Origin of the sequence: Treponema sp. J25 (assembly GCF_004343725.1) — a bacterium.
GTDB lineage: Bacteria > Spirochaetota > Spirochaetia > Treponematales > Breznakiellaceae > J25.
Window position 1 is genome coordinate 90197 of record NZ_PTQW01000010.1, and the last position, 22600, is coordinate 112796.

The following is a 22600-nucleotide window of genomic DNA, read 5'->3' on the forward strand; positions in this document are numbered from 1 at the left end:
ATGGGGAACTCAAAAGAGGGAGCGGAGAGCCGGAGAACGGTAAGGGCTCAGACGAAAGGATGGCCCAAAAAGGGCCTTATCACGCCTGGGGAAAAGAAAAATGGAAATCCCCAGGGTTTATTTCTGCGATGTTCTCTGTTGCCCCTTGCCGGTGGACCTGTAATCCGACTAAGTGGTGAAGCAAAAGCCCTTGTGCAGCGGTTCCCTATGGTGCTTCTTATGCTGGTAGGTCTGTGTCAGCCCTTGAGGGGGCAGGGCCTTTCGGCGACTCTGGAAGGGGAACTGAGAAAAACCGGGGCCCTTACCCGTTTTATCATGATGCCCCAGGGGCTGAGTCTACTGCCCCCCTTCCCGGATGCCCCGAGCATCGCCCAGGACCACGAAAGACTGAGGGCCCACGCCCGCCAGGAGGCCCTCTTTTACTATCCCCCCGGGACAATGCCTCCTTCTATCACGCCTTCCCAGGCGCTTCTGTTGATGGACCAGGCAGGCAGTCTTTCAAATCTCTCTTACCGGGATGCGAAAAAGGGGATAATCCGCCTCTTCAAAAAAGTGTCGGAGCAACCCTTCCCCGAGAGGTCCAGTTCCTTTGAACGAAAATTCCAGGTGGAAGATGTGGATTTTGGAACGATTCTTTTTCATGCCTCCCTTCGCTTTATGAGCCAGGACGGAATCCACCTTCGGATGGAAAACCTCTCGCCCCTCCGTTTTTTGTGGTTCCCCGCGGTCCCAGAAAGGCAGGCCCTCATCGATTTATTTTATTTGCCCTCTGAAACGGGGGTCTACATTTATACGGTGTGGAGTGTCCGGGCAATCCTTTTTCTGCCCATCGAACACCTTGTGGCGCCACCCCTGTATTATCGGGCGATGGCGCTCAAAGGATGGTTTCAGAAACACATGGAGACTGTAGAACGATGAAGATTCGAGTCATAGAGCTTCCCCTGGATTTTGGGGCAAGTCGTCGGGGCAGTGACATGGGGCCCTCGGCGATTCGCCTCGCCGGTTTACGGCAGGCCATTCAAGAGCTCGGTCATACCTGCGAAGAGGCCTTCCCCGGTATTTCGGTTCCTGCCCAGGAGTTCCTGGAAGTAGGGGATCCCCAGCTTAAATACCTGGCACCCATAGCGGAGGCCTGTGAAGAGCTGGCCCGCCGGGTAGAACAGGCGGTTCTGGAAGGGTATTTCCCCCTTGTACTTGGAGGCGATCATTCGATCGCGATTGGAACCCTGGCGGGGCTGGGAGCGGCGTATCAAAAGCAGGGGCTTCGCTGGGGTACCCTGTGGGTGGATGCCCACGGAGACTTTAACACCCCCGAGACAAGTCCTTCGGGGAACATCCATGGGATGTCCCTGGCCATCGCCTGTGGCTATGGACACCCCGATCTGGTGCATCTTCACGGGGCCTTTCGTAAACTTGATCCGGCTCATGTGGCCCTTGTGGGAGTGCGGGACCTTGATCCGGGCGAAAAACTCAACATGAAAAAGGCGGGGCTTTCTGTGTTCACCATGACCGATGTGGATCGCCTGGGAATGGCCGAAACGGTACGCCGTTTGGTTTCCTTCTTTCGGGAACGGGTGGATCGGCTCCATGTGAGTGTGGACATGGATGTGATGGATCCCATGGTGGCTCCGGGGGTGGGGATTCCCCTGGCGGGGGGCTTTACCTACCGGGAGGTATTGCTCCTGGCGGAGGAACTGGCCGCTTCTGGGCTTCTTGCTTCTGCGGAGTTGGTGGAAGTAAATCCGGTGCTGGATGTCCGAAACCAGACGGCCCATATGGCGGTGGAGATTGCCCGGCGGCTCTTGGGGGGCAGGGTGTATGAATGAAAAAGGCCCTGTTCTCCCGGTTTTGTTACATTAACAAAAGAGCCTTTCCCTGTTGCAATTATCCAAAAAAATTATAATACTGGGGATATCATCGTATGTGGAGGATGTTATGAAGCGAAGTTTCTTAATAGCTCTGGCGGTGCTCATCCTTATGGTAAGCCCTGTCGCACTCTTTGCGGCGGGACCCGGTGGTATGACCGGTCTGGGGGTCTACGGCAGTTTTGGGTCCACCGGCGGTATTTCCAGTGGAGGCGTAGGGCTTTCCCTGAAATTTTCGAGTTTCCCCGTCATAGGTTTAAAGTATGATTTTACCGCAAGCCGCTTTAATACTTCGATCGATTATTACGTGATTGATGCGGAAGGTTTAGGATCCAATTTTAGTTATTTCCTTGGGGTCGGGGGCTATTTTGGCATTGCCGGTGGAAATCAAGCGCAGTTTGATTTTGGACTCCGGATGCCCCTGGGTCTTCAGTTCTGGCCGATTAAAAAGTTTGAAATTTTCCTTTCTCCCCTCTTAGCAGTTCCCCTTTATCCTACGCCGAATGTGGGATTTGGGGTTGAACTGGGTGCCCGTATTCGATTCTAACGTTACCTTTTGTAAGGCATACAAGCTGCAGAAAGGGGGCATCATGGGCTGGCGGAACCTGGAACGGACCTGTTTGCTGGATTGTGGTTTTTTTTCAGTTTTTCAGGTCCTCCGCCAGCGGGAAAATCAGCCGCCAGCCCCCTTTTATCTGCTCGATGCCCCCGATTGGGCAGGGGTTATCCCCGTGGTGACCACCGAAAGGGGGCGGAGCCTGGTGATGGTCCGACAGTTTCGCCATGGTCTGGCAAAACGGTGTATCGAATTCCCGGGGGGTATTATCAGCCCCGGCGAAGATCCGGTAAAGGCCATAACCCGGGAACTCCTGGAAGAAACAGGATACATGCCTGAACTGGTAGTTCCTATTGGGAGTTTATCCCCTAATCCTGCCTTTATGACCAATTCTTTTCATGCCTTTATTGCAGAGGATTGTAAAAAAGTTGCCGAACCACGTCTCGATGAACACGAGGACATTGAAGTAGTCCTGGTTCCCGAAGAAGAGGCTATCAACCTTGTCGGTGGAGAAGATATGGGGCACGCCCTTATGGTGGCGGCCCTTTTTTTGTATTACCGCTATATGGGAAAATGTATGTAATAGAATCCCTAAAAAACTCCATATGGGATTTTTAGGTTTTAATCTCGGGCAAGAACGTTCTAAATTTACCCTCAGAGTATATGTGATGTGGCTAACTAAGGTGTGGCAGCATATTACAAGTATGGGGGTAAGGTATGCGGGCCTCTTATCTAAAAAAGATGATTCTGGGGTATGCCATTTTAATGATGGTTTCCGCTACGGTAGGATCGGATGATTTTGTTGTTTCTGTGACACCCCTTCTTTCAATTCCTGTGGGTCCCTCTATTGAAGGTGAAAATTTACAACTCTTTTCTGTAGGGGGAGGGGTGGGGATAAAGGGAGATTTCATCCCTTCCTTTGCTCCTTTCTTGTATGGGAGACTTTCAGGAGAAATGTGGCTTAGCCCTTTGAATAAGGCAGATAGTAGCCTGACTTTTATTTTTGGAGGGGGCAACGGTGGCCTTTATTATAACATCCTTCCATGGCTTGCAGTAAAAATGGGAGGCGGTGGGGGAATGTACCTTGCCCTTTCTGATTTTGGGATGGTACGGAATCCCTACGCAGAAGGAGGTCTAGAACTTGATTTTCGTTTAGGCCCTGCCCTTACCCTGCGGTTGGGAGGAACGTACAAATATTTGTTTACCCCCACTGTTCCTTTGTACGAAGGTTTTACTGCGCAGGTGGGGATCTCCTATGATTTAAAGGGTTCTAAAAAAGGAAGGGACCTCCAGATAGATCATACCTTAAAACCTGTTTTTCCTCTTTTTTATTCCCATTACGATAAAAACCCTATAGGAGAAATCATCCTCATAAACAAGGAAACGCTTCCCTTGGAAAAAGTAAAAGTCTCCTTTTATGTAAAACAGTACATGGATACCCCTCGTTCGTGTTCAGAGATAAAGATGCTACCGGCGGGAGGAAAGGAAAGGCTACCACTCTTTGCACTCTTTAACGATTCTATTTTTAAGGTTACGGAAGGTACAAAGGTCGCAGGGGAAATCATAGTGGAATACCTGTATATAGGTAGTGAAAGAAAAATAGCTCTTCCTGTGACGGTGCAAATCTATAATCGCAATGCGCTTACCTGGGATGATGACCGAAAGGTGGCTGCGTTTATTACCGCTAAAGATCCCGTGGTGCAACGTTTTGCCAAGAATGTGATTGCCAGTACTCAGAAAGAAGTTTTTCCTATTATCTCTGAAAATTTTAGAAATGCTTTTGCCCTTTTTCAGGCCCTATCGGCCCATAATATGAGTTATTCGGTGGATCCCCAAACACCGTATCATGCCTATTCGAATACCGAAGAAAAAATAGATTACTTGCAATTTCCTGTTCAAACGTTAGCCTATCGGGCAGGCGATTGTGATGATCTCTCGGTATTGTATGCATCGCTTCTTGAATCAGTAGGAATTCCCACCGCCCTTATTACCATTCCAGGTCATATATATGTGGCTTTTGATTGTGGCCTGTCTCCGGAAAAGGCAGAAAAACTTTTTGATATTCAAAATGACGTACTCATTCGTGATAATACGGTATGGATTCCTGTAGAAATCACTCTCATAAAGGAAGGTTTTGTACGTTCCTGGCGCATAGGGCTACAAGAGTGGGCGGAAGCAAAACAAGCGGGTACTGAGGGGTTCTATCTCGTACGGGATGCATGGAAAATATATGAACCGATAGGCTTCTTAGAAGGAAGCACGGCTATTCCCTTCCCTTCCTCCGAGGAGGTTGTAGAAAAATGTAAAAAGGAAGTTTTAAGGTTTTTCGAGATGTACGTAAAAGAAAGGGTCCTTGTTATCCAGAAAGAAGGGGAGCGGTCAAAGCTGCAAGCAGAACAAATTGCTAATCGCAAGGGAATTGTGTATGCCCAATTTGGGTTCCTGGATAAAGCGATAGAACAATTTAAATTAGCATCTCAAAAGGGAAACTATCCGCCGGCTCTGACGAATTTAGGAAATGTTATGTATTTAAAAGGGGATATGGAAGGGGCTTTACAGCAATACCAGGCGGCTCTCAGGGTAATGCCCGATTCTGTTCCTGCCTTGCTGGGGGCTGCTCGGTGTTTTTACAGTTTAGGGGCCCTTTCTCAGACAAATGAAATTATTTCAAAAATAAAAAAAATAAATCCCAATCTATCGCTTTCTGTTGAGTTAGCGGATGCGACGGTACCTAAGATTCGTGCTTCGGAATCTTTTAATGCTATGGAGGGGCAACTATGGGACGAATAAAATATTGGTCCTTGGTGGTTGGTTTGGAAGTATGGGGCGCGCTCATTCTGTTAGGATCCTGTATGGACAGCGCGGTGGATATTGTAAAGGCCGCCACGATAGAGGTGATGAAAGCCCATGATCGGTATCTCAAAGTTTTAAAGATATCTCCTGATGCGAATGAGCAAGGGGTAAATCCGGGATGTCGTATTCGAGTTGTTTTTGATAGACCCCTTGATATGGAATCGGTATCATCTTCTACGGTGGAAGTAACTAAAGGAAATTATGAAGCGGTTATCTGGAGTGGGACCTTCGATGTAAAGACCAATACCCTTGATATTAAGCCCCAGAGTCTTCTGACTGAAGCGTCCTCCTATTATGTAACCCTGAGGGGAATAAAAGGGACCGATGGAAGTTCCTTGCTCAGTGAAATATCCTGGTCTTTTACAACCGGGGTGGGCCCTTCGGGTCAAGTCAAGGTAAAAAGCAGTAACCTAGAGAGCACAGATGGCTTTACGAACACTACGGGAGTGCAGATTACTATTAGTAGCCCAAACAGCCTGGCTCAGGAATTTACGGTAGCGGGGACGGCGGATGCTCTGAGTAATCCTGAAACTAATGCCGCTTCCTGGACATGGAAACAAATAACTGAAACATGGAATTTTACCTTAGCAGGACAGGAAGAAGGGCGCCAGTATGTGTATGTGATCCTGCGACGCCCTGAACCGCTTCAGTATAGTGCAATACTTATTGGAGATATTGTATATGATAAGACAGCGCCTTCAGCGCCCACGGTAAGTGGGATCACGCCGACCAATAATAAGAAGCCTACCTGGACATGGTCGAGCGGTGGGGGAGGGGGCAGTGGAGTATATCGATATCAATTGGACTCCACCAGCGGGAGTTGGACTCAAACAACAGCGCTCTCCTTTAGTCCTAGTACTGATTTGACAGATGGTAGTCATATTCTGTATGTACAAGAACGGGATGCGGCGGGAAACTGGTCGAACAGTGGATCAAAGACCGTAGTGGTGGACACAGTACCGCCCGCAGCGCCCACGGTAAGTGGGACTAGTCCGACCACGAACCGTCGGCCTACCTGGACATGGTCGAGCGGTGGCGGAGGAAATGGCCAGTTCCGGTATTATTTATATGCTCCCCTGACCCCCGAGGGATATTCTGCCTGGAGCAGCGGCACCTCTTATACTCCCTCTACGGATTTAGCGGATGGCACATATACTGTGGGGGTGCAAGAAAAGGATGAGGCGGGGAATTTGTCTTCTATGACTCTTAAGAGTATCAGCGTAAATGGGGTCCCCAATCCGCCAGTATTTACTGGCCCGGACACGGTAACCCTTTCCCAAACCCCCACCTGGTCCTGGCAATCCGGGGGATTCGGAATCGGGGTGTTCCGATACTATTGGAATGGAAGCTGGTCGGCGGATACCACTGCCACCTCGTATACCCCTTCTACTCTGGCGGATGGCACCTATACCTTAGAGGTTAAAGAAAAGGATGCAAACGGGGACTGGTCCAGTACGAGCAGTCGGACGGTTGTGGTGACTTCCGTCATTCCCTATGATGGGCAAACGTACGTGAGTACGTTTAATTTAACCCTTAAATGGCGAGGGATTGCAGTTGGATACACCTATACCATTCAAATATACGATAACAGTAGTAGTAGTTGGATTAGTTTGGGAAGTACCACCAATACGTATTATCCGGTAGACTTTACTTCGAATACTTTGTATTGCTGGAGAGTCAAAGCTACAAAAGTGGGAACCGTCACTTATATTCCAAGTGAGACGGGAGCTAAATTCTGGACTGGTAAATGAAAAAGTTTGCTCGAAAGGAGGCCGGAATGGGAATAAAAAAACTCTTCTTCCTGGTAGGGTTTATGGGTTTCTTCCCCGTGCTCATGTTCCTCACGGCGCAACAAGGGGTGGAGATCGTATGGGTCGAAGGAAAGGTTGAAGAACAGCAACAAGGAAACAAATGGACCTTTATAGAAGAAGGCACCACCGTACTTCCTACGGCGATTCTGAGGCTTTCCAGGGATACCCTGGTGGAACTTCGGTATGGACCTCTTCATATGAGGTTACGAAAACCCGGTGTATATAATCTGGCGGAGATTATTAGTTCCACTCGGGAAGCTCAGAAAAATTCTACGGGCCCTGGGATGATGGTGGAAAAGATTGCTCGACTTGTAGGAAAAGATACGACTTCTCCCGTTATTACTACCACCGCAGGCGCCAGAGGAGCAAGCGCGCAAGATAGTTCTCTCCTTGAAACAATGTGTTGGGATGAAGGAGAAAGAACAGAGGGTATAAAGGAAAAAGAAGATCCTTTCTTGTATATCCTTTCCCTTTATGCAGAAGGGGATTATCCTGCCGTAGTCAAAGGCGCCCAAGCAATAAAACAAAGGGGAACGGTTTCCCCGGAAGAGGTGTTTCGTGCTACCTATTGGGAAGCGGTGGCGTTGTATGCCCAGGATCTCCTTTTGCCGGCCTTGCGGGTATTAGAAAATACGCCGTTTTATTCAAATGTGCCTGAATACGGCCCCGCTGTCTTTTTAAAGGCCCGCTTGTATATGGATATGACTGACTGGTCTCAAGCTTTAGGGTGTTTGCAGCAGTATGAGGGGGTAAATATATCTGTGAGGGATCGACAGGCCGCCTTGTTTTTACAGGCCCTTTGCTATGAAGGATTGGCGAAAAAAGGGGAGGCTAAAAAGGTATTGGAAATAGCCCAGGCCCTCGATCCAAACAGTGATGTGGGGCAGGAGATATCTGCTTATCTAAAGAGGATGTAAAGATCTTCGTTGAGGGGTGGGGCGCCATTCTCAGACGCCCCACAGGCGTTATATCCTTCCCAGGCTTTGTTCAATATCGCCAATAATATCCTCTATCGATTCAAGGCCGATGGAAAGCCGAACCAGATCGGGACTGAGGCCCCCTTCCCGTTGCTGCTCTTCGGTAAGCTGGGAGTGGCTCGTGGACGCGGGATGTAGGGCAAGACTCTTCGCATCCCCCACGTTTGCCAGGTGAGAAAAGAGGCGCAACCCATCGATGAAACGCTCCGCTGCCGCTTTCCCTCCCCTGGGACCGAAGACCACCATTCCCCCAAAACCCCGTTTCAGGTACCGCTGGGCTATGGGATAGGTGGGGTCAGTGGGAAGTCCCGGATAGCGTACCCAGGCTACCTTAGGATGCTTGGCCAGGAACTGGGCTACCTGTAAAGCGTTTTCGCTGTGCCGGCTCATGCGCAGGTGGAGCGTCTCTAAACCCTGGAGAAAGATCCAGGCATTGTCCGGTGAAAGACAGGCCCCCAGATTGCGCAGGGGAACGGTACGGAATCGGAGGGCAAAGGCAATCCGGGCGAGTTCTGGGGGTAAATCCAGGGCCCAGCGCAGGCCATGATAGTTTCGATCTGGCTGGGTAAAAAGGCTAAACCGGGGGTCGGACCAGTCAAAATTGCCCGCATCGGTCATGATGCCTCCAATGGCGGTCCCATGCCCTCCCATCCACTTGGTAAGGGAATTAATGACAATATTTGCCCCATGTTCGATGGTTCTAAGAAGGTAGGGGGTGGTGAAGGTCCCGTCGACGATGAGGGGCAGGTGATGTTTTTTTGCGATGGCCGCCACCGCTTCGATGTCGATCACATCGAGGACAGGGTTCCCGATGGTTTCGATATAAAACGCCCGGGTTTTTTCGGTGACCAGTCGATCGAAGCTTTCGGGGTCCCGGTGGTCCGCAAAACGTACGGTAATCCCCAGGTCCGGCAGAATCGCATCGAACATGGTATAGGTGCCGCCGTACAGGTTGGGGGCAGAGATGATTTCGTCCCCCGCCTTTGCTAAGGTTATAATCGCATAAAAGATGGCGCTGGTCCCTGAAGAAACCGCCACCGATGCGGCTCCCCCTTCAAGAATACTGACCCGCTGTTCCAACACCTCGTTGGTAGGGTTGCCCAGGCGGCTGTAAATATTCCCAAATTCCTTGAGTGCAAAGAGTCGGGCCGCGTGGTCCGCACTTTTAAACACATAACTACTGGTTCGATACACCGGTACCGCCCGGGAAAGGGTGGTGGGATCCGGTTCCTGGCCACCGTGTAAAGTGGCGGTTTCAAAATGTTCGTATTTGTTCATCCTATGCCTCCGTAAAACATACCCCAATGACCCCAATTCTCCTTACGTTGGGGTTCAGGGCCTTTTTCTTTCCCCCAGGAATATTCTATATAAAATGATTTTCTGGGGGCCAGGTCGGCAGAAAGGGTGAAAGGTTTTCCCGTCGCCTTCTCTTCCGGTATCTGCCGTCTTCCTGAAAGAAGGCCAACGGGTGATATGGATGCTCTATGCCCCTAGCGGGGCATCGGACTTGCGGAGGCAAGGCTCGTTTCTACTGGTATATGACCCCGTTCTGCGGGGGTGAGTTCCGCTAAATCGTAGGGGGTTTCCTGATACACGCAATAGTTAAGCCAGTTGGCGTACAAAAGGTGTGCGTGGGCCCGCCAGTTCATAATGGGGGTACGGCCTGGATCGTCGTCAGGGAAATAGTGGCGGGGAATTCTTATGGGGAGCCCCCGTTCCCGGTCCCGGTCGTATTCTGCTTTCAGGGTGAGTCGGTCATATTCGGGGTGGCCGGTAACAAAAATCATCCGGCGGTCCCGGGAACTTATCAGATAGAGTCCCGATTCTTCAGAGGTTGCAAGTATTTTAAGCAGGGGATGTTGTGCCACATCCTCTTCCCGAATTTCGGTATGCCGTGACTGGGGCGCATAGAATTCTTCATCAAAGCCCCGCACTAGTGGTTCGAGGGGTTTCAAAAGGCGATGTTTAAAGATCCCAAAAACCTTTTCGGACACCGGATACTTGGGTATTCCAAAATGATGGTACAACCCTGCCTGGGCTCCCCAGCAGATATGCAGAGTAGACCACACGTTGGTAACGCTCCAGTCCATGATACGGACTAATTCTTCCCAGTAATCGACCTCCTCAAAGGGAAGGGTTTCTACGGGAGCCCCGGTAATCACAAGACCATCGAACCGCTCCCCAAGGATCTCATCGGTGGTTTCGTAAAAAGTCTCCAGGTGTTCCTGGGGAGTGTTTTTTGAATCATGGCTTGCCATCCGAATAAAGCGAACATCCACCTGGAGCGCCGTATTCCCCAGCAGGCGTAACAGTTGGGTTTCGGTAACAATCTTTGTGGGCATGAGGTTAAGCACCGCAATACGCAGAGGTCGGATATCCTGGTGAATCGCCCGCTCATAGGTCATGACAAAGATATTTTCTGTCTCTAAGACCGAACGAGCAGGAAGGTTGTCAGGAATACGTACGGGCATAGGGTGCCTCCTCTTCCCGAAATTCTAGCTTTGAGGAGAATATTACTAAATACGTCAGAAATGTCAAGACTAGTAAAAATGTTTTTAGTAAGCTAGCCAAAAAAGTTTTGAGTATTTTCTTAAGGACGCAAAAAAAGTACTATATTTATACTATGAATGATCGGCCCTATTCGGTAGGGAAAAGGATGCTTCTTTTTACGGGATTCTTTTCCTGTATTCTCATTCTTGCCTTGACCCTGCATTTTTACTATGGTATGTATCCCTATCTTCAGGAAAGTTCAAAAAGCTTTTTACAGGAGAAGAATCGTAGCCTAAATAATTTTATAGAGGCCTATTTTAATGAGATGATTCATACCCTGCAGATGTTAGCTTCTTATCCAGAGTTGTTGTCTTCTTCCCAGGGAGCCAAAGAGCATCAGCAATTAGTGGTGCAATACCTTTCAGCGGTTAAAAAGTTTAATACCCACGTATACCGGGTGTACAGTATATATCGAGATGGGACAATCCTAGCCCCTGATCCGATGCCGAAAAACAATGGGAGCATCCAGAGTTTTTCCTGGTATTTAGAAAGGCTTCCTCAATTACAACAGGAGGATCTCTTTATTGGATTCTTGCAGCAAGACCCCTCTTCTGGGGATGCCCTTTTGTCATTGCTCCATCGCCTTATACATCCTGAATATGGTTTTGTGGGACTTCTTGTTATTGATAGCCGGGTAGAGAATATTGTAGATCAACTAAAATTTCGATCCAGTTTTTATACTTCTTCGTATAGTTTTATTTTGGATAAAAACCTGATATGTCTTGCCCATCCTCGGCAGGAACTCATAGGGGTGCATTTTCTGGATACGGTAAAGCTGCGTAGTGCCTTTGGCAAGTCTCTTTTTTTTAATTATGATTTTGAAGGAATACGAAAGATTGCCTACGCTTCATATCTAGAGAATAGCGGATGGTATCTGGTTACTACCGTTAATGAAGAGGAATTATTTTCTCCCATAATAAAAATTATGTTAGTGTATGTTTTAGAGATAATTGTGTTAGTTCTTATCTTTAGTGTTATTTTTTATTATTTCTGGAACCATGAAATTCTTGAGCCCCTTCGGAGTCTCCGTGAATATGTATATACGGTAATTCATAATGATTCGCTAGTAGAATCAGGGATAACGCTTTCATTGCCAAACCATGAAATAGGGCAAATTGCCCAATACATTGGCAAGTTAACAAGTCAATCGTTGTATCAGAAAAATCAAGAGCTCTTAGAAAAGAATAAGCTTCTAGAATCATTAGCAATCCATGATTTTTTAACGGGTCTCTTTAACAGAAGAAAAATCGAAGAGCTTTTAAAAACAGAGTATGAACGATGTGTCCGCTACAACACTTCCCTGAGCCTTATCCTGTATGATATTGATTTCTTTAAGAACGTAAACGATAGCTATGGGCATCAAGAGGGTGATAGGGTTTTGAAGGAACTTACCTTACTTATTTCTCATAATATCCGTAAAACCGATATGCATGGTCGGTGGGGAGGAGAAGAATTCCTGGTGATCCTGCCTGAAACTCCCATCTCTGTTGTTCAGGAAGTAGCAGAAAAATTACGGAAAGTTGTAGAATCCCACGATTTTGAGCTTCCCCAGCACATAACGATAAGTGCGGGGGTAACCGTTGTACAAACCGATGAAACTCTAGATAAGGTGCTCCAGCGGCTTGACTCGGCGTTATATATGGCTAAGAAGACAGGAAGAAATAGGGTGCACGCGGAATGGCCGGAAAACGGCTACGTTTAAGGGTATCGGTGGTACAAAAAGTTTTTCCACTCATCATACAAAACAGGAAGAGATTTCCCTGTTTCTTCTTCAATTTTACCACTTCTAAGAATCCGTAGTACCGCGCAAATATTTTTACGAAAATTGAAGGGGTGTTTTTCATATCTTATGCTTCGTATCCTTTATATCTTTTTGTCTTTACATAAAAGAAGGGCTATGCGATCTCCATAGTTAAAGGTTTTAGCGGCCCAATCGAAAAAAGCCTTTTTGAGAGGAGAAATACTTCCCCGGGTATGACCACTACCAAAGCGGGTCGTGTGCAGAATACGGATATTCTGTCGTTTTAAGAAATGACGCAACCCCTGGTAGGTGGGAATGTTCAGGTGTTCATCGGCCATGAAAAAACGCCACCCCTCACCCTGGCGTTCGGAGATCCATCCTGCAACGGGTACTTCGAGAACAACAAGGCCCTCCTCTTTTAATACCCGTCGAAGGTGAAAAAAACAGGATTCCATATCGGAGAGGTGCTCAAGAATGTGGAAAAGAAAGAGATTATCTACCGAATCGGAGGGAAGTTGCTCAAGGCCACCCTTGTAGATACGATATCTCCCCGGAGGAATTTGTTCCAGTAAGGGCGTTGATATATCCAGGCCGATGATATCCCGTCCCCCCTTTTCGTAAAGATAGTGGAGAAACATCCCGTTGGCGCAACCCAGCTCGGCGTTCGTATGATTTTTTATTCTCTCCAGGGGAAAACGAAGCTCCTGGAGGGTCATATCCCGTTCTTTTTGGAGGACCGCATATCCCTGGGGATCTAAGTAGCCCGCATTAAGAATTTCTTTAATTTCGGGGTACTGTTGATAATAGGCATCAAGAACATCCTGAGTGGGATAGGGAACCTGTCGGTAGGAACCACAGGCGCTGCATCGATAATAATATATGATTTCACCGGTAAGAAGGGACTTTTTTGTATGCCGTTCTCTCAGAGCGGGCTCCAGGCAGAAGGGGCAGCGCATGTTCATACAAGCAGTGTAAAAAATGAGGAACCCCTTTGGCAAGAGCGGGGCGCGGTTTTCCTTTCAGAATTCGCCGATAAAAGTCCGGTACTCTTCGGGGGATAGGAGGCCGGAAAATTGTTCTGGCTTCTCCCCTTGCAGTTGGAATATCCAGCCCTTTCCGTAACAATCGTGACCTATCCATTCGGGATGTTTCTCCAGGGCCTTATTAACGGCGATCACCGTTCCTGCAAGGGGCATGATAAGATCCTGCGCGGCCTTTGCCGATTCGATTACTCCCCACACCGCTCCTGCTTCGTAATGATGGGCTACCCGGGGAAGTTCGATATACACGATATCCCCGAGGGATCGCAGGGCATGATGGGTAAGCCCCACCACAAAGAGGCTCCCTTCTTTTCGGACCCAGAGGTGTTCCTTGCTGTACCGGGCGCTGGTATCGATATGCATGTGCGGTTCCCTTATCCTCTTCTCTATTCCCTTTCGTGGTCCTCAGCAGGCTTACTATACCGGGGGGTAGAGAAAAAGGCAAGGTTTTACTGTTGAGCTTTTCCGCCCTGGGACCAGAAAAGCTACAACCCAGAGTGAATGGTTGCAAGTAGTTGACAGAAAGAGTTCTGTTTCGTATGGTAATACATAGATTTTCAGGGTCGGGTGAGCCCTGCGATGCAGGGTAATTCCCTACCGGCGGTGATAGCCCGCGACTTGGCCATGGCCAACTGAATCGGTGAAATTCCGATGCCGACGGTATAGTCCGGATGGAAGAAAATCTACCAAATTCTTCAAGCGGCCGTAGAAGAATTTGGTCAGCGATTTTCGATGAAAAGCACCCTGGATATCATCCGGGGTTTTTTTTTGCCCCGGTAATATCCGAGGAAGGAGGATCGATTATGAAGATCCTGAGGGTACCCGAAAAGAGGGGTAGCAAGTTTTTGTTTGTAGGGATTGGTTTTATTCTGTCCGCCGCATTGGCCGTGGCAGGGGGTGTACGCGATAGCCAGGGTTCCGGTGCGAATACAGGAGGAACTCCTAAAAAAGCCTCCATTGCCGTCTTTGTGCCCGGAGTTACCGCCGGAAGCCCCGTTTATGAGATGCTGGTAAAAGGGGTGGAACGGGCAATACAGGAGAATCCGGGGGTGGCCCTTAAAATCCTGGAGGCCGGGTATAACCAGGCCGAATGGGAAACAAAGCTCACAAGCCTTGCCGCCACGGGTCAATATGACCTTATCGTATCGTCTAACCCGGCCCTTCCTGCGCTGTGTGCTCAGGTGGCTAAAAAGTTTCCCCGCCAGAAATTCTTATTACTTGATGGGGAACTCGCGGGTAATCCCCAGATCTATACCCTCCGGTATAACCAGCGAGAACAGGGATATATGGCAGGGTACCTGGCGGCTTTGTATGTTCAGGATCTGGCCCGGCGATCCGGTAATGCCGGAAAAACCGTGAGTAAGCGGCTTGGGCTTCTGGCAGGCCAGGAGTACCCCGCCATGAATGAGATTATCCTGCCCGGTTTTCGGTCAGGGGCCCAGGCGGTGGATCCCGCCTTCGAAGTGGATTTCCGGGTGCTGGGGAACTGGTATGATGCTTCCAAAGCGGGAGAACTGGCCCGCAGCATGATCCGGGGCGGGGCTCAGGTTATTCTCCCCATCGCAGGAGGGGGAAATCAGGGGGTGCTGCAGGCCGCGGAAGAAGCCGCCATTAAGGTCCTCTGGTTTGATGTTAACGGTTATGCCCTAAAGCCTGGCGTGGTGATCGGGAGCTCTATCCTTCGGCAAGACCGGGCGGCCTACGAAAAGGTGACCCTGTATTTGCAGGACAAGCTTCCCTTTGGGAAGGCGGATCTGGTGGGAGTAAGGGAGGGCTATGTGGACTTTGTAGACGATGACCCACTCTATCTCCAGGCAGTGCCTGCGGCGGTCCGCGAATCGATGGGGAACCTCCTTGCCCGCCTGCGAAAGGGAGAACTCATTATTCCGGAACGGGAAAAATAGCTTGTGAAACGGAAAGTTCCGGGGGGCTTCTCCTCTACTCATATCTTGAGGAGAGGAAAAGGGGCCCCTCCCATAAGGGGGTACGGTGATAGAACTAGACCGGGTTTACAAATATTTTCCCAGCAACGGGGTCTTTGCCGTTCAGGATGTGTCGGTGCTCTTTCGCCCCGGGGAAATTCATGCCATGGTGGGAGAAAATGGGGCGGGGAAATCCACGTTGATGCATATCCTGGCGGGGGCCCTGGCTCCCAGTGCGGGGGAAATTCGGCTCGATGGCAAACCCCGGCGTTTCTTCTCGCCGGCGGATGCCCTTGAAGCGGGCATTGGGATGGTGGTGCAACATCCGGTTCTGGTCCCGGAAATTTCTATCTGGGAATACTGTGTCCTCGGGGCTGAGCCTGGCTTCCCCTTATTTCTTGACCGAAAAAAAGGAGCCCAGCAGGTCCAGACTCTTTCGGATCGATGGGGTTTTGGACTGAATGTGCACTGGAACACCGATGGTCTTACGGTCAGTCAGCGCCAGAAAACGGCCCTTCTGGCGTTGCTCTGGCATAGGACGCGGTATCTTATTCTCGATGAACCTACGGCGGTGTTGTCTGCGCAGGAAACAGAGCACCTCTTTGAACTTCTTAGAAAGCTCCGGGATGAAGGAATAGGAATTATTTTTATTTCCCATAAGATTCAAGAGGTGCTCCATCTGGCAGATCGCATAAGCATTCTGCGAAAGGGCCGGCTGGTGGGAACCTATGCGGTTGGTGAGTATGCAGAGAATACCTTGTTTCATCTCATCATGGAAGCAATGTCAGGAAAGGAAGCAAGAAAGGACCTAGCCGCAGCGGCGCGTGAAACAGATTATCCTTCCCTGCAATCTTTACCGGTACAAAATGAGTCCACCGAGGCAATCCTGGAGGTAGCCCATGTGGAAGTCCATGAGGAAGGCTACGCTTCTCTCTGGGACCTTTCGTTTTCCGCCGGCGGTGGAGAAATTCTGGGTATTACGGGGGTTCGGGAAGGAGGTCTTGAAACCCTGGAGCAGGTTCTGGCGGGCTTTATTAGGCCCCGCAGGGGTACAATCCGTTTTGGGGAAGAGGACCTTTTGAATCCCGGCGGCCCCTTACGGGTAAGGGCCCTGGGGGGCGTATATGTGGCCAGTGAACGCTGGGGAGTTGCCATGGCGCCCCAGCTTAGCCTCTGGGAGAGCCTCGTGATCCATGCCCATCGCCGGTATATTCGACCCTTCCTGAGACCGTTGCAAATTCTGGATTTCAAGGCCCTCGAGGAATGGGTACAGCGTATTATGGAGCAGGCCGGGGTAACGGGTTCGCCGTATCAGGGGACCCATTCCTTTTCCGGAGGTCAATTACAGCGCCTCTTGATATATCGAGAGTTGCAGGAACCCTGTCGATGGGCTCTCTTATCGGAACCCTTCCGGGGCCTGGATTTTGAGAATCAGGAGATAATTATTGAACAGTTGCAGAGCCTCGCTCGTCGAGGAATTCTTTTGATTGTGATGAGTACGGACGTGGACCTTCTATTCCGGGTATGCACCCGTATCCTTGTGGTAAGTCACGGCCGTATACGGCTTGATCGGCCATTACCTACCACCGAACCAACCGATTATTCCCCCGCCAATGAGCGGTTGTATCAAGACATCATCTATGCTATGAACGGATGAGAGGCCTATCATGATTCCTTGTAAAATAGGTAACCAGCTTTTAGCAGTCCCCGTATCCATGAGAGGCTAATTATGCTGTTTCGTAAGGGTATCCCCAGAAAAAGTGTTATGTCTGTGAGGGGACTCCTCCTGTCCTGGGGCGGGCTTTTGCTCATCACCCTGGTGGTGATAAGCCTTGCAAGTCCCGACGCTTTTTCCACTGTAAAGGCCTTCTTTATCACTCCCTGGAGTTCTCCCTGGTTCGTGGGGAACCTTCTGGATCTGTTTAGTCTTTACCTGCTTACCTCCTTGGGAATCACGATGGCCTTTGTAGGGGGCACCTTTAACCTTGGCGGAGAAGCCCAGATGTACTGGGGAGGTATAACGGCCTCCCTGGTCTTGCTCCGGCTTCCGGAGGGAAGCTCCCCCTTTCTTTCTCTGTTGTTAGCCTCCCTGGTAGCCGCCGGGACCGGCGCCCTTCTGGGGAGTGTAAGTGGCGTACTTAAGCGTTTCTATGGGGCCGATGAACTTATTACCACCTTTTTGCTGTCCCTCGCGGTGGCCCCCATAGGGGATTACCTCTTATCGGGGCCCCTGCGGGATCCGGCGGGCAATCTGCTGGCCACCCCCCGTTTTGCGCCAGAGCGACGACTTCCGCTGTTGTTGCCCCCTTCCACTTTAAATGGGTCTCTCCTTATCGCCTGTTGTATGCTGGGCATCATCCTTTTCTTTTTGTATCGAACAGGCTGGGGGTACCGCTACCGCATTGGTGGGGCAAGTCCTGCCTTTAGTCGCTACGGAGGCAACAACCCCCTGGCCCTGATAATCCCTTCCCTGACTGTTTCGGGGGCCCTCCATGGGCTCGCTGGTTTTGGTGCGGTGGCAGGAACCGCGGGCCTCTGTCATCAGGGGTTCTCCGGCGGCATAGGATGGACCGCTATTACGGTTGCCCTGGTGGCTCGTACCATCCCTCTTGCGCTTGTTCCATCGGCGCTTCTCTTTGCCTGGCTTAAAACGGGTTCAGAAATTGCTCAACTTCAGGGATCTCTTGATATGGATGCGGCTACCCTTATTCAGGCTCTGGTGCTTCTTCTGGTGACGGTTCAAATACGAGGGGACCTGGCGGAAAGATTGGAAAAATTTCTGAAGGGCTTTCCCTTCGATCGATGGAAGCGTTCCCCCGGAGGTACTACAAAATGATGCAACTCCTTTTAGAACTGGGAATTGCCAGTACCCCTCTGTTTCTAGCTGCCCTGGGGGCCCTGGTAACTGATTGTAGCGGTACCCTGGGAATCTTCCTTGAAGGAAGTGTTACGATGGGGGCCTATCTTTCATATGTGCTGGGGGTGTACAGTGGTTCTTCCTGGGGGGCGATAATAATACCGGCCCTTGCGGGGGGGCTTGTCGGGGGGGCTCTGGGATGGTTTGTTACGGTTACCGGGGCAAATCCCTTTGTGGCTGCCCTGGCAATGAATATGCTGATAGGGGCCTATGTTTCTCATAGTGAGGCCCTTTTGTTTGGAAGCCGCGGGGTCTTACAGGATTCTCGGTTCTCAGTCCTTGCTCTGGTGAGGGACAAGACGCTGTATACCAGCCTAAGTATGGGGTTTGCCCTGCTTACGGCCCTTGTCTTGTGGTATGCCCTCTATAGGACTCCCTGGGGCTTACGGCTCCGGTGCAGCGGCAGAAGCCTTGAAGCGGCGAGGCTCAAGGGTATACGGCCAGAAGGATATCGGATTTCTGCCTGGGCCATAGGGTCTGCCCTGGCGGCGGCTGCCGGAAGCCTTATCACCCTCCGATTAGGGGCCTTTGTACCCGGTAGTACTACCGGGAGGGGCTGGATTGCCCTGGTGCTCATCTTCCTGGGGTTTAAGAAGATTGGAGGAGTTCTGGTAGGAACCTTTCTTTTTTCTCTTCTTGAGCGTATAGGGTTTGCCTCTCAAGCCCGCCTGCATATACCCGCCACAATTCTTCTGGGACTTCCTTTCTTTTTGGCTCTTATGTTATATACTGTAAGCCAGGTAATCCAGAGGAAACAGTGGCGCCACCATGACCGTTCAACATGATATCGATCTTTTTTTTGAAGTCTCTATCGGCTACCTTTCCATTATTACGCGGGAGGGCCATTTCCTTAAGGTCAGTCGCTCCTGGAGTGTTTCTCTGGGGTGGCCGGAACATGAACTCATTGGTCGGCCTATTCAGGATTTTATTCATCCCGAAGACCGAGAACGGGGGCTCCGTTCCTGGAATCTTTTAATCAGTGGTATTCCCCTTAAGGACATCCACCTCCGTTTTAGGCGGGCCGATGGGGCCTGGCTCTGGCTTTCGGTTTCGGCGGTGTTGGTGCCCGACAGTGATGCCATCATCCTTTCTGCCTTTGATATTACCCAGCAACGGGAAATAGAAGAGCATCTCCGGCAGGCCCGCCAGGAGGCGGAACGGGCCAACAAAGCAAAAAGTCAGTTTATCGCCACCATGAGCCATGAGCTACGAACTCCCTTGAATGCGGTGTTGGGGTATGCCCAGCTTCTGGGAACCTATGTATCCAGTGAAGAGGGTAAGCGGTATCTCCAATCGATTGAAAGTTCCGGTAAGGCCCTGCTGGCCCTTATTAACGATATCCTTGATTTGAGCAGGGCCGAGTCGGGACGAATAGAACTGCTTCCCATCCCCTTTGAAATTCGGGGCCTGGTGGAAGAACTGGAGCACATCTTTCGCCTGCAGGCGGAAGAGAAAAATCTCCTGGTGGAGTTTCAAGTTACCCCGGAGGTGCCCCGCACGGTTCTCCTTGATCAGGCTCGTCTTAGGCAAATCCTGGTCAACCTTATCGGGAACGCCCTTAAATTTACCGACGAAGGGTCAGTGCGCCTTCTTTTAGATGCCGTGGCGGAAGAGGGGGCCGAAATGCCTGAACAAAAAAGCTATAAGTCGACCCTCGTTATTAAAGTAATTGATACTGGAATCGGTGTCTCTGAGGAGGCCCGTTCGAAAATATTTGATCCCTTTACCCAACAGGATCCTTCAATTTATAGAAAATATGGGGGGACAGGGCTGGGGCTTGCCATCGTTAAACGTCTGCTGGATCTCATGGGTGGTACCATTTATTGTGAATCGAACGAACCCCGGGGAAGTCGGTTTATTGTTCGGATTCCCCGGGTTTCTTCGGCAGGAAGAGGAGAAGGCCTGCTTATATCCTTTGGGAAAGGTCCTCAGGAGCGAGTTGCGGTCCCCTCAGAACTCCCCTTACCCCAGCCGGTATCGGTTCAAAGGGGTAAGAAAAAGTCTGAATCGCTCCAAGGGAGGAGAAAGTCCTCCCTTGCCCAGCGCTTGTCTGAAAAGGAGAAAGAAACAGAAAATCTCATTGTCCTGGTTACCGATGATGCTGCCTGGGCCCGGTCCATTGAGCAGAAGTTAGAAAAGCTCAAGGCCCGATATTTAGGGGTTCCCTTTGCTTCAATCCACTTTTATCCTATTCAATCGGTACAGGGAATTATAGTGGATTTTCGAGATATGGGATGTTATTCGGGAGACCTCCATCGCCTTTTTAGAAAATGGGTAGAAGGGTATCGGCTTCCCTGTGTGGTCGTCACGATCCCGGCTTATCAGGAACGGTTTATTCACGCCCTCCAGGATGGAAAAATCGATCTGGTTCTGGAACCGGTCCAGGGGGAAGAACTTCTCTTTCGGTTTAAAAATCAGATGGAGCTTAAAATGAACCGTCTCCGTTTAACGGCGGTCCATCGTAGCCTGGCCGAAACCACCGCCCGATTGATGCGGCTTTCTTCGACGGTGGATCTGCTTTCGTCGGTGGATACCCTTACGGGCCTGTGTAATCGGCATTCCCTCTGGGAAAAACTGCTCCTCTCTTTACAAGACGCATCCCAACGGCAGGAACCGGTGGCGGTGTTCTTGTCCGATCTGGAGCATCTTAAAAATATCAACGACCGCCTGGGACAACGGGCAGGAGATCTTGTCCTCAGTGAATGTGGCCGACGACTTTCCGCCCTTCTTCCGCCTCCCGCAATAGTAGGGCGCTGGAGTGGCGAAGAATTCATGGTGATTCTTCCAGGGAAGACTCAAGAGTCTGCCCGGGCTCTTATTCAGGAAGTGGCCCATAAGATCCAGGACCCTCCTGTGTACTTTGATCATGTTCCTTTAGAATTTCATCTTGTGTTTGGTGGGGCGGTGACGATCCCCCAGATGAATGGAAATGAGCAAAGCCCGCAAACCTGGGAAACCCTGGCATCCTTCCTTGTTCGTACCGCCGATGACGCGGTGTTCCGGTCGAAAAATCGCGGCGGTACCACTATCGAATGTATTGAGACAGGCATAAGAGGAGCGTATAGTTAAGGTATGCATGTAGACGATCCAGAAGTAGGAAAAAATATCCGGGAATTAAGCGAAGCCCTTGCTAGGGCAGATGACGGGGCCCTCATCGAAGCTTTTTTGCAGAGCCTGTTAACCCCCGCAGAATTGGCGGATATTGCGGCCCGCTGGGCCCTGGTAAAAGAATTGGACCGTAAAACACCTCAACGAGAAATAGCCCGCAAATTAGGACTATCCCTCTGTAAAATTACCCGCGGGTCCCGGGAGCTTAAAAAGCCAAATAGCCCCTTTCGGGCGATGTTCAACCTTATACAGTCCCCACCTGAAAGGAATGCCGTGCCAGGGCCCGCCGCCCCCGTTCAATCCATACCACGCAAAATGCCAGGAGAAGACGGGGAACCATCACCCAGATAAGGGGAACCCCGAGGGCAACAAAGAGCAGGGTATCCTCCAGAAGGGAATGGCTTATTCCTACATGGTGATTGAAGAGGTCCCCCTCTGAGAGGCTTAGTTTGCCCCGATCTACCTGTTCGATTAAGAGGGCCGAACCATAGGTAAGGCCAATGGCGTTTGCCACGATCCACACAAAACCCGTGTTGGGAGAAAGCCCGAACAATTGCATGAGGGGAGCAAGCAAGCGCCCCAATGCTTCGAGCCAGTGAAAGGCTTCCATGATTTTTTGGAGAACCATCAGAAGAAAAACGATAATCGACATCTTGATGATGAGGCGAAGGTTCTGAAAAAACCAGCCCTTAAGAAGGAGGGGAAGCTGGGACCACGAAAAAGGCCCCTGCGGACTTCCTGTTTCTGCAAAAGGATGAATCTTTGCCATATCAACGGGGAGGATCCAGTGTAGAATCCAGGCAGCAAAAAGGGCCACGCCGATTCTGAGTAGCACCATTTTGGTAATAGAGGAACCCGTTTTTTTCATCACCATGGTTTCTACAATGATGCTGTGGGCAATAAGACACATGACGGCCAGTAAGGTTACTTCCCGTAGGTTTAGATGTAACGTCCCCATGACCGCAATGGCAGAGTAGATGTTCAAGAGAATGGAACTTACGAACACCAGCCCACTTTCTCCGGGCAGTCCCAGGAATTGCATGAGGGGATTGAAAAAAACCGCAATGACCGACAGAATACCGGTTATGTCCAGAATAAAAACCCCAAAAGAAACAGGTACCGTGATGCTTATTAAGAAACGGATAGTACTCAGACTTGGTTTTAGGGCGGCCCTGATGACCCCCGTAATACGGGGGAGTAGTTTTTGGGATATGTTTTTTTGTTCCATGGGCCCTATTTAGACCCCATTGGGGAACTCTT

General features: G+C 50.2%; 19 protein-coding genes and 1 riboswitch. Of the genes, 14 read left to right on the plus strand and 5 right to left on the minus strand.

The window, feature by feature from the left end:
* From C5O22_RS03165 to C5O22_RS03195, 7 genes are all read left to right on the plus strand, one after another.
* Positions 1 to 918: a DUF6675 family protein gene (locus C5O22_RS03165; protein WP_132779750.1), complete on the plus strand. Its 918-nt coding sequence runs from the start codon at positions 1 to 3 to the stop codon at positions 916 to 918.
* Entirely contained in the window at positions 915 to 1826 is a 912-nt protein-coding gene (gene rocF / locus C5O22_RS03170) for an arginase (RefSeq protein ID WP_132779751.1), read from the plus strand. The genes C5O22_RS03165 and rocF overlap by 4 nt, the downstream gene beginning before the upstream one ends.
* A 109-nt stretch (positions 1827 to 1935) precedes the next feature.
* Positions 1936 to 2412 carry a hypothetical protein gene (locus C5O22_RS03175; RefSeq protein WP_132779752.1) on the plus strand — a complete coding sequence of 159 codons (477 nt, stop codon included), beginning with the start codon at positions 1936 to 1938 and terminating at the stop codon, positions 2410 to 2412.
* A gap of 43 nt (positions 2413 to 2455) precedes the next feature.
* Positions 2456 to 3004, plus strand: coding sequence for an NUDIX hydrolase (locus tag C5O22_RS03180; RefSeq protein ID WP_207895336.1), 549 nt, complete (start codon positions 2456 to 2458; stop codon positions 3002 to 3004).
* A 134-nt stretch (positions 3005 to 3138) separates the two neighbouring features.
* Positions 3139 to 5211, plus strand: coding sequence for a tetratricopeptide repeat protein (locus C5O22_RS03185; protein WP_132779754.1), 2073 nt, complete (start codon positions 3139 to 3141; stop codon positions 5209 to 5211).
* Complete coding sequence (locus tag C5O22_RS03190) at positions 5199 to 7025, plus strand: Ig-like domain-containing protein (RefSeq protein ID WP_132779755.1); 1827 nt, start codon at positions 5199 to 5201, stop codon at positions 7023 to 7025. The genes C5O22_RS03185 and C5O22_RS03190 overlap by 13 nt, the downstream gene beginning before the upstream one ends.
* A 26-nt stretch (positions 7026 to 7051) precedes the next feature.
* Positions 7052 to 8002: a tetratricopeptide repeat protein gene (locus tag C5O22_RS03195; protein WP_132779756.1), complete on the plus strand. Its 951-nt coding sequence runs from the start codon at positions 7052 to 7054 to the stop codon at positions 8000 to 8002.
* 48 nt (positions 8003 to 8050) lie between these two features.
* Here the strand turns inward: C5O22_RS03195 and C5O22_RS03200 are convergent, their stop codons facing one another.
* Positions 8051 to 9340 carry an O-acetylhomoserine aminocarboxypropyltransferase/cysteine synthase family protein gene (locus C5O22_RS03200; RefSeq protein ID WP_132779757.1) on the minus strand — a complete coding sequence of 430 codons (1290 nt, stop codon included), beginning with the start codon at positions 9338 to 9340 and terminating at the stop codon, positions 8051 to 8053.
* A gap of 212 nt (positions 9341 to 9552) precedes the next feature.
* Positions 9553 to 10533 carry a homoserine O-acetyltransferase MetA gene (gene metA / locus C5O22_RS03205; protein ID WP_132779758.1) on the minus strand — a complete coding sequence of 327 codons (981 nt, stop codon included), beginning with the start codon at positions 10531 to 10533 and terminating at the stop codon, positions 9553 to 9555.
* 152 nt (positions 10534 to 10685) lie between these two features.
* Here metA and C5O22_RS03210 point away from each other — a divergent pair, with 152 nt between their 5' ends.
* Positions 10686 to 12314: a sensor domain-containing diguanylate cyclase gene (locus C5O22_RS03210; RefSeq protein WP_132779759.1), complete on the plus strand. Its 1629-nt coding sequence runs from the start codon at positions 10686 to 10688 to the stop codon at positions 12312 to 12314.
* Between the two features lie 161 nt (positions 12315 to 12475).
* Here C5O22_RS03210 and C5O22_RS03215 read toward each other — a convergent pair whose 3' ends face one another.
* Both C5O22_RS03215 and C5O22_RS03220 read right to left on the minus strand, forming a co-directional pair.
* A complete protein-coding gene (locus C5O22_RS03215) occupies positions 12476 to 13315 on the minus strand; it encodes a class I SAM-dependent methyltransferase (protein WP_132779760.1) in 840 nt (279 codons plus the stop codon).
* Positions 13316 to 13372: 57 nt separating this feature from the next.
* Complete coding sequence (locus C5O22_RS03220) at positions 13373 to 13756, minus strand: glycine cleavage system protein H (RefSeq protein ID WP_132779761.1); 384 nt, start codon at positions 13754 to 13756, stop codon at positions 13373 to 13375.
* 186 nt (positions 13757 to 13942) lie between these two features.
* A riboswitch (FMN riboswitch) is annotated at positions 13943 to 14080 on the plus strand.
* A 116-nt stretch (positions 14081 to 14196) separates the two neighbouring features.
* Here C5O22_RS03220 and C5O22_RS03225 point away from each other — a divergent pair.
* The 6 genes from C5O22_RS03225 (at position 14197) to C5O22_RS03250 (ending at position 21691) form a co-directional block, all read left to right on the plus strand.
* A complete protein-coding gene (locus C5O22_RS03225) occupies positions 14197 to 15297 on the plus strand; it encodes a BMP family ABC transporter substrate-binding protein (protein WP_132779762.1) in 1101 nt (366 codons plus the stop codon).
* 85 nt (positions 15298 to 15382) lie between these two features.
* Positions 15383 to 16972 (plus strand): ATP-binding cassette domain-containing protein, encoded by a 1590-nt coding sequence (locus C5O22_RS03230; RefSeq protein WP_132779763.1) that lies wholly within the window; start codon positions 15383 to 15385, stop codon positions 16970 to 16972.
* A gap of 108 nt (positions 16973 to 17080) precedes the next feature.
* On the plus strand, positions 17081 to 18151 hold the full coding sequence (locus C5O22_RS03235) for an ABC transporter permease (RefSeq protein WP_165910383.1): 1071 nt from the start codon (positions 17081 to 17083) through the stop codon (positions 18149 to 18151).
* Positions 18148 to 19017: an ABC transporter permease subunit gene (locus C5O22_RS03240; protein ID WP_165910384.1), complete on the plus strand. Its 870-nt coding sequence runs from the start codon at positions 18148 to 18150 to the stop codon at positions 19015 to 19017. Before C5O22_RS03235 ends, C5O22_RS03240 begins: the two co-directional genes overlap by 4 nt.
* A complete protein-coding gene (locus C5O22_RS03245) occupies positions 19001 to 21301 on the plus strand; it encodes a diguanylate cyclase domain-containing protein (RefSeq protein WP_132779766.1) in 2301 nt (766 codons plus the stop codon). The genes C5O22_RS03240 and C5O22_RS03245 overlap by 17 nt, the downstream gene beginning before the upstream one ends.
* Before the next feature lie 3 nt (positions 21302 to 21304).
* Positions 21305 to 21691, plus strand: coding sequence for a Trp family transcriptional regulator (locus C5O22_RS03250; RefSeq protein WP_132779767.1), 387 nt, complete (start codon positions 21305 to 21307; stop codon positions 21689 to 21691).
* Here the strand turns inward: C5O22_RS03250 and C5O22_RS03255 are convergent.
* Positions 21585 to 22568, minus strand: coding sequence for a nucleoside recognition domain-containing protein (locus C5O22_RS03255; RefSeq protein WP_132779768.1), 984 nt, complete (start codon positions 22566 to 22568; stop codon positions 21585 to 21587). The genes C5O22_RS03250 and C5O22_RS03255 overlap by 107 nt on opposite strands.
* Between the last annotated feature and the right edge of the window lie 32 nt (positions 22569 to 22600).

What these genes read in the sequence shown, in the direction of transcription:
- C5O22_RS03190 (WP_132779755.1), top strand. Translation starts at nt 5,199, where the DNA reads ATGGGACGAATAAAATATTGGTCCTTGGTGGTTGGTTTGGAAGTATGG.
- C5O22_RS03180 (WP_207895336.1), top strand. Translation starts at nt 2,456, where the DNA reads ATGGGCTGGCGGAACCTGGAACGGACCTGTTTGCTGGATTGTGGTTTT.
- C5O22_RS03240 (WP_165910384.1), top strand. Translation starts at nt 18,148, where the DNA reads ATGATGCAACTCCTTTTAGAACTGGGAATTGCCAGTACCCCTCTGTTT.
- C5O22_RS03220 (WP_132779761.1), bottom strand. Translation starts at nt 13,756, where the DNA reads ATGCATATCGATACCAGCGCCCGGTACAGCAAGGAACACCTCTGGGTC.
- C5O22_RS03200 (WP_132779757.1), bottom strand. Translation starts at nt 9,340, where the DNA reads ATGAACAAATACGAACATTTTGAAACCGCCACTTTACACGGTGGCCAG.
- C5O22_RS03245 (WP_132779766.1), top strand. Translation starts at nt 19,001, where the DNA reads ATGACCGTTCAACATGATATCGATCTTTTTTTTGAAGTCTCTATCGGC.
- C5O22_RS03195 (WP_132779756.1), top strand. Translation starts at nt 7,052, where the DNA reads ATGGGAATAAAAAAACTCTTCTTCCTGGTAGGGTTTATGGGTTTCTTC.
- rocF (WP_132779751.1), top strand. Translation starts at nt 915, where the DNA reads ATGAAGATTCGAGTCATAGAGCTTCCCCTGGATTTTGGGGCAAGTCGT.
- C5O22_RS03215 (WP_132779760.1), bottom strand. Translation starts at nt 13,315, where the DNA reads ATGAACATGCGCTGCCCCTTCTGCCTGGAGCCCGCTCTGAGAGAACGG.
- C5O22_RS03235 (WP_165910383.1), top strand. Translation starts at nt 17,081, where the DNA reads ATGTCTGTGAGGGGACTCCTCCTGTCCTGGGGCGGGCTTTTGCTCATC.
- C5O22_RS03210 (WP_132779759.1), top strand. Translation starts at nt 10,686, where the DNA reads ATGAATGATCGGCCCTATTCGGTAGGGAAAAGGATGCTTCTTTTTACG.
- C5O22_RS03255 (WP_132779768.1), bottom strand. Translation starts at nt 22,568, where the DNA reads ATGGAACAAAAAAACATATCCCAAAAACTACTCCCCCGTATTACGGGG.
- C5O22_RS03165 (WP_132779750.1), top strand. Translation starts at nt 1, where the DNA reads ATGGGGAACTCAAAAGAGGGAGCGGAGAGCCGGAGAACGGTAAGGGCT.
- C5O22_RS03250 (WP_132779767.1), top strand. Translation starts at nt 21,305, where the DNA reads ATGCATGTAGACGATCCAGAAGTAGGAAAAAATATCCGGGAATTAAGC.
- C5O22_RS03175 (WP_132779752.1), top strand. Translation starts at nt 1,936, where the DNA reads ATGAAGCGAAGTTTCTTAATAGCTCTGGCGGTGCTCATCCTTATGGTA.
- metA (WP_132779758.1), bottom strand. Translation starts at nt 10,533, where the DNA reads ATGCCCGTACGTATTCCTGACAACCTTCCTGCTCGTTCGGTCTTAGAG.
- C5O22_RS03185 (WP_132779754.1), top strand. Translation starts at nt 3,139, where the DNA reads ATGCGGGCCTCTTATCTAAAAAAGATGATTCTGGGGTATGCCATTTTA.
- C5O22_RS03225 (WP_132779762.1), top strand. Translation starts at nt 14,197, where the DNA reads ATGAAGATCCTGAGGGTACCCGAAAAGAGGGGTAGCAAGTTTTTGTTT.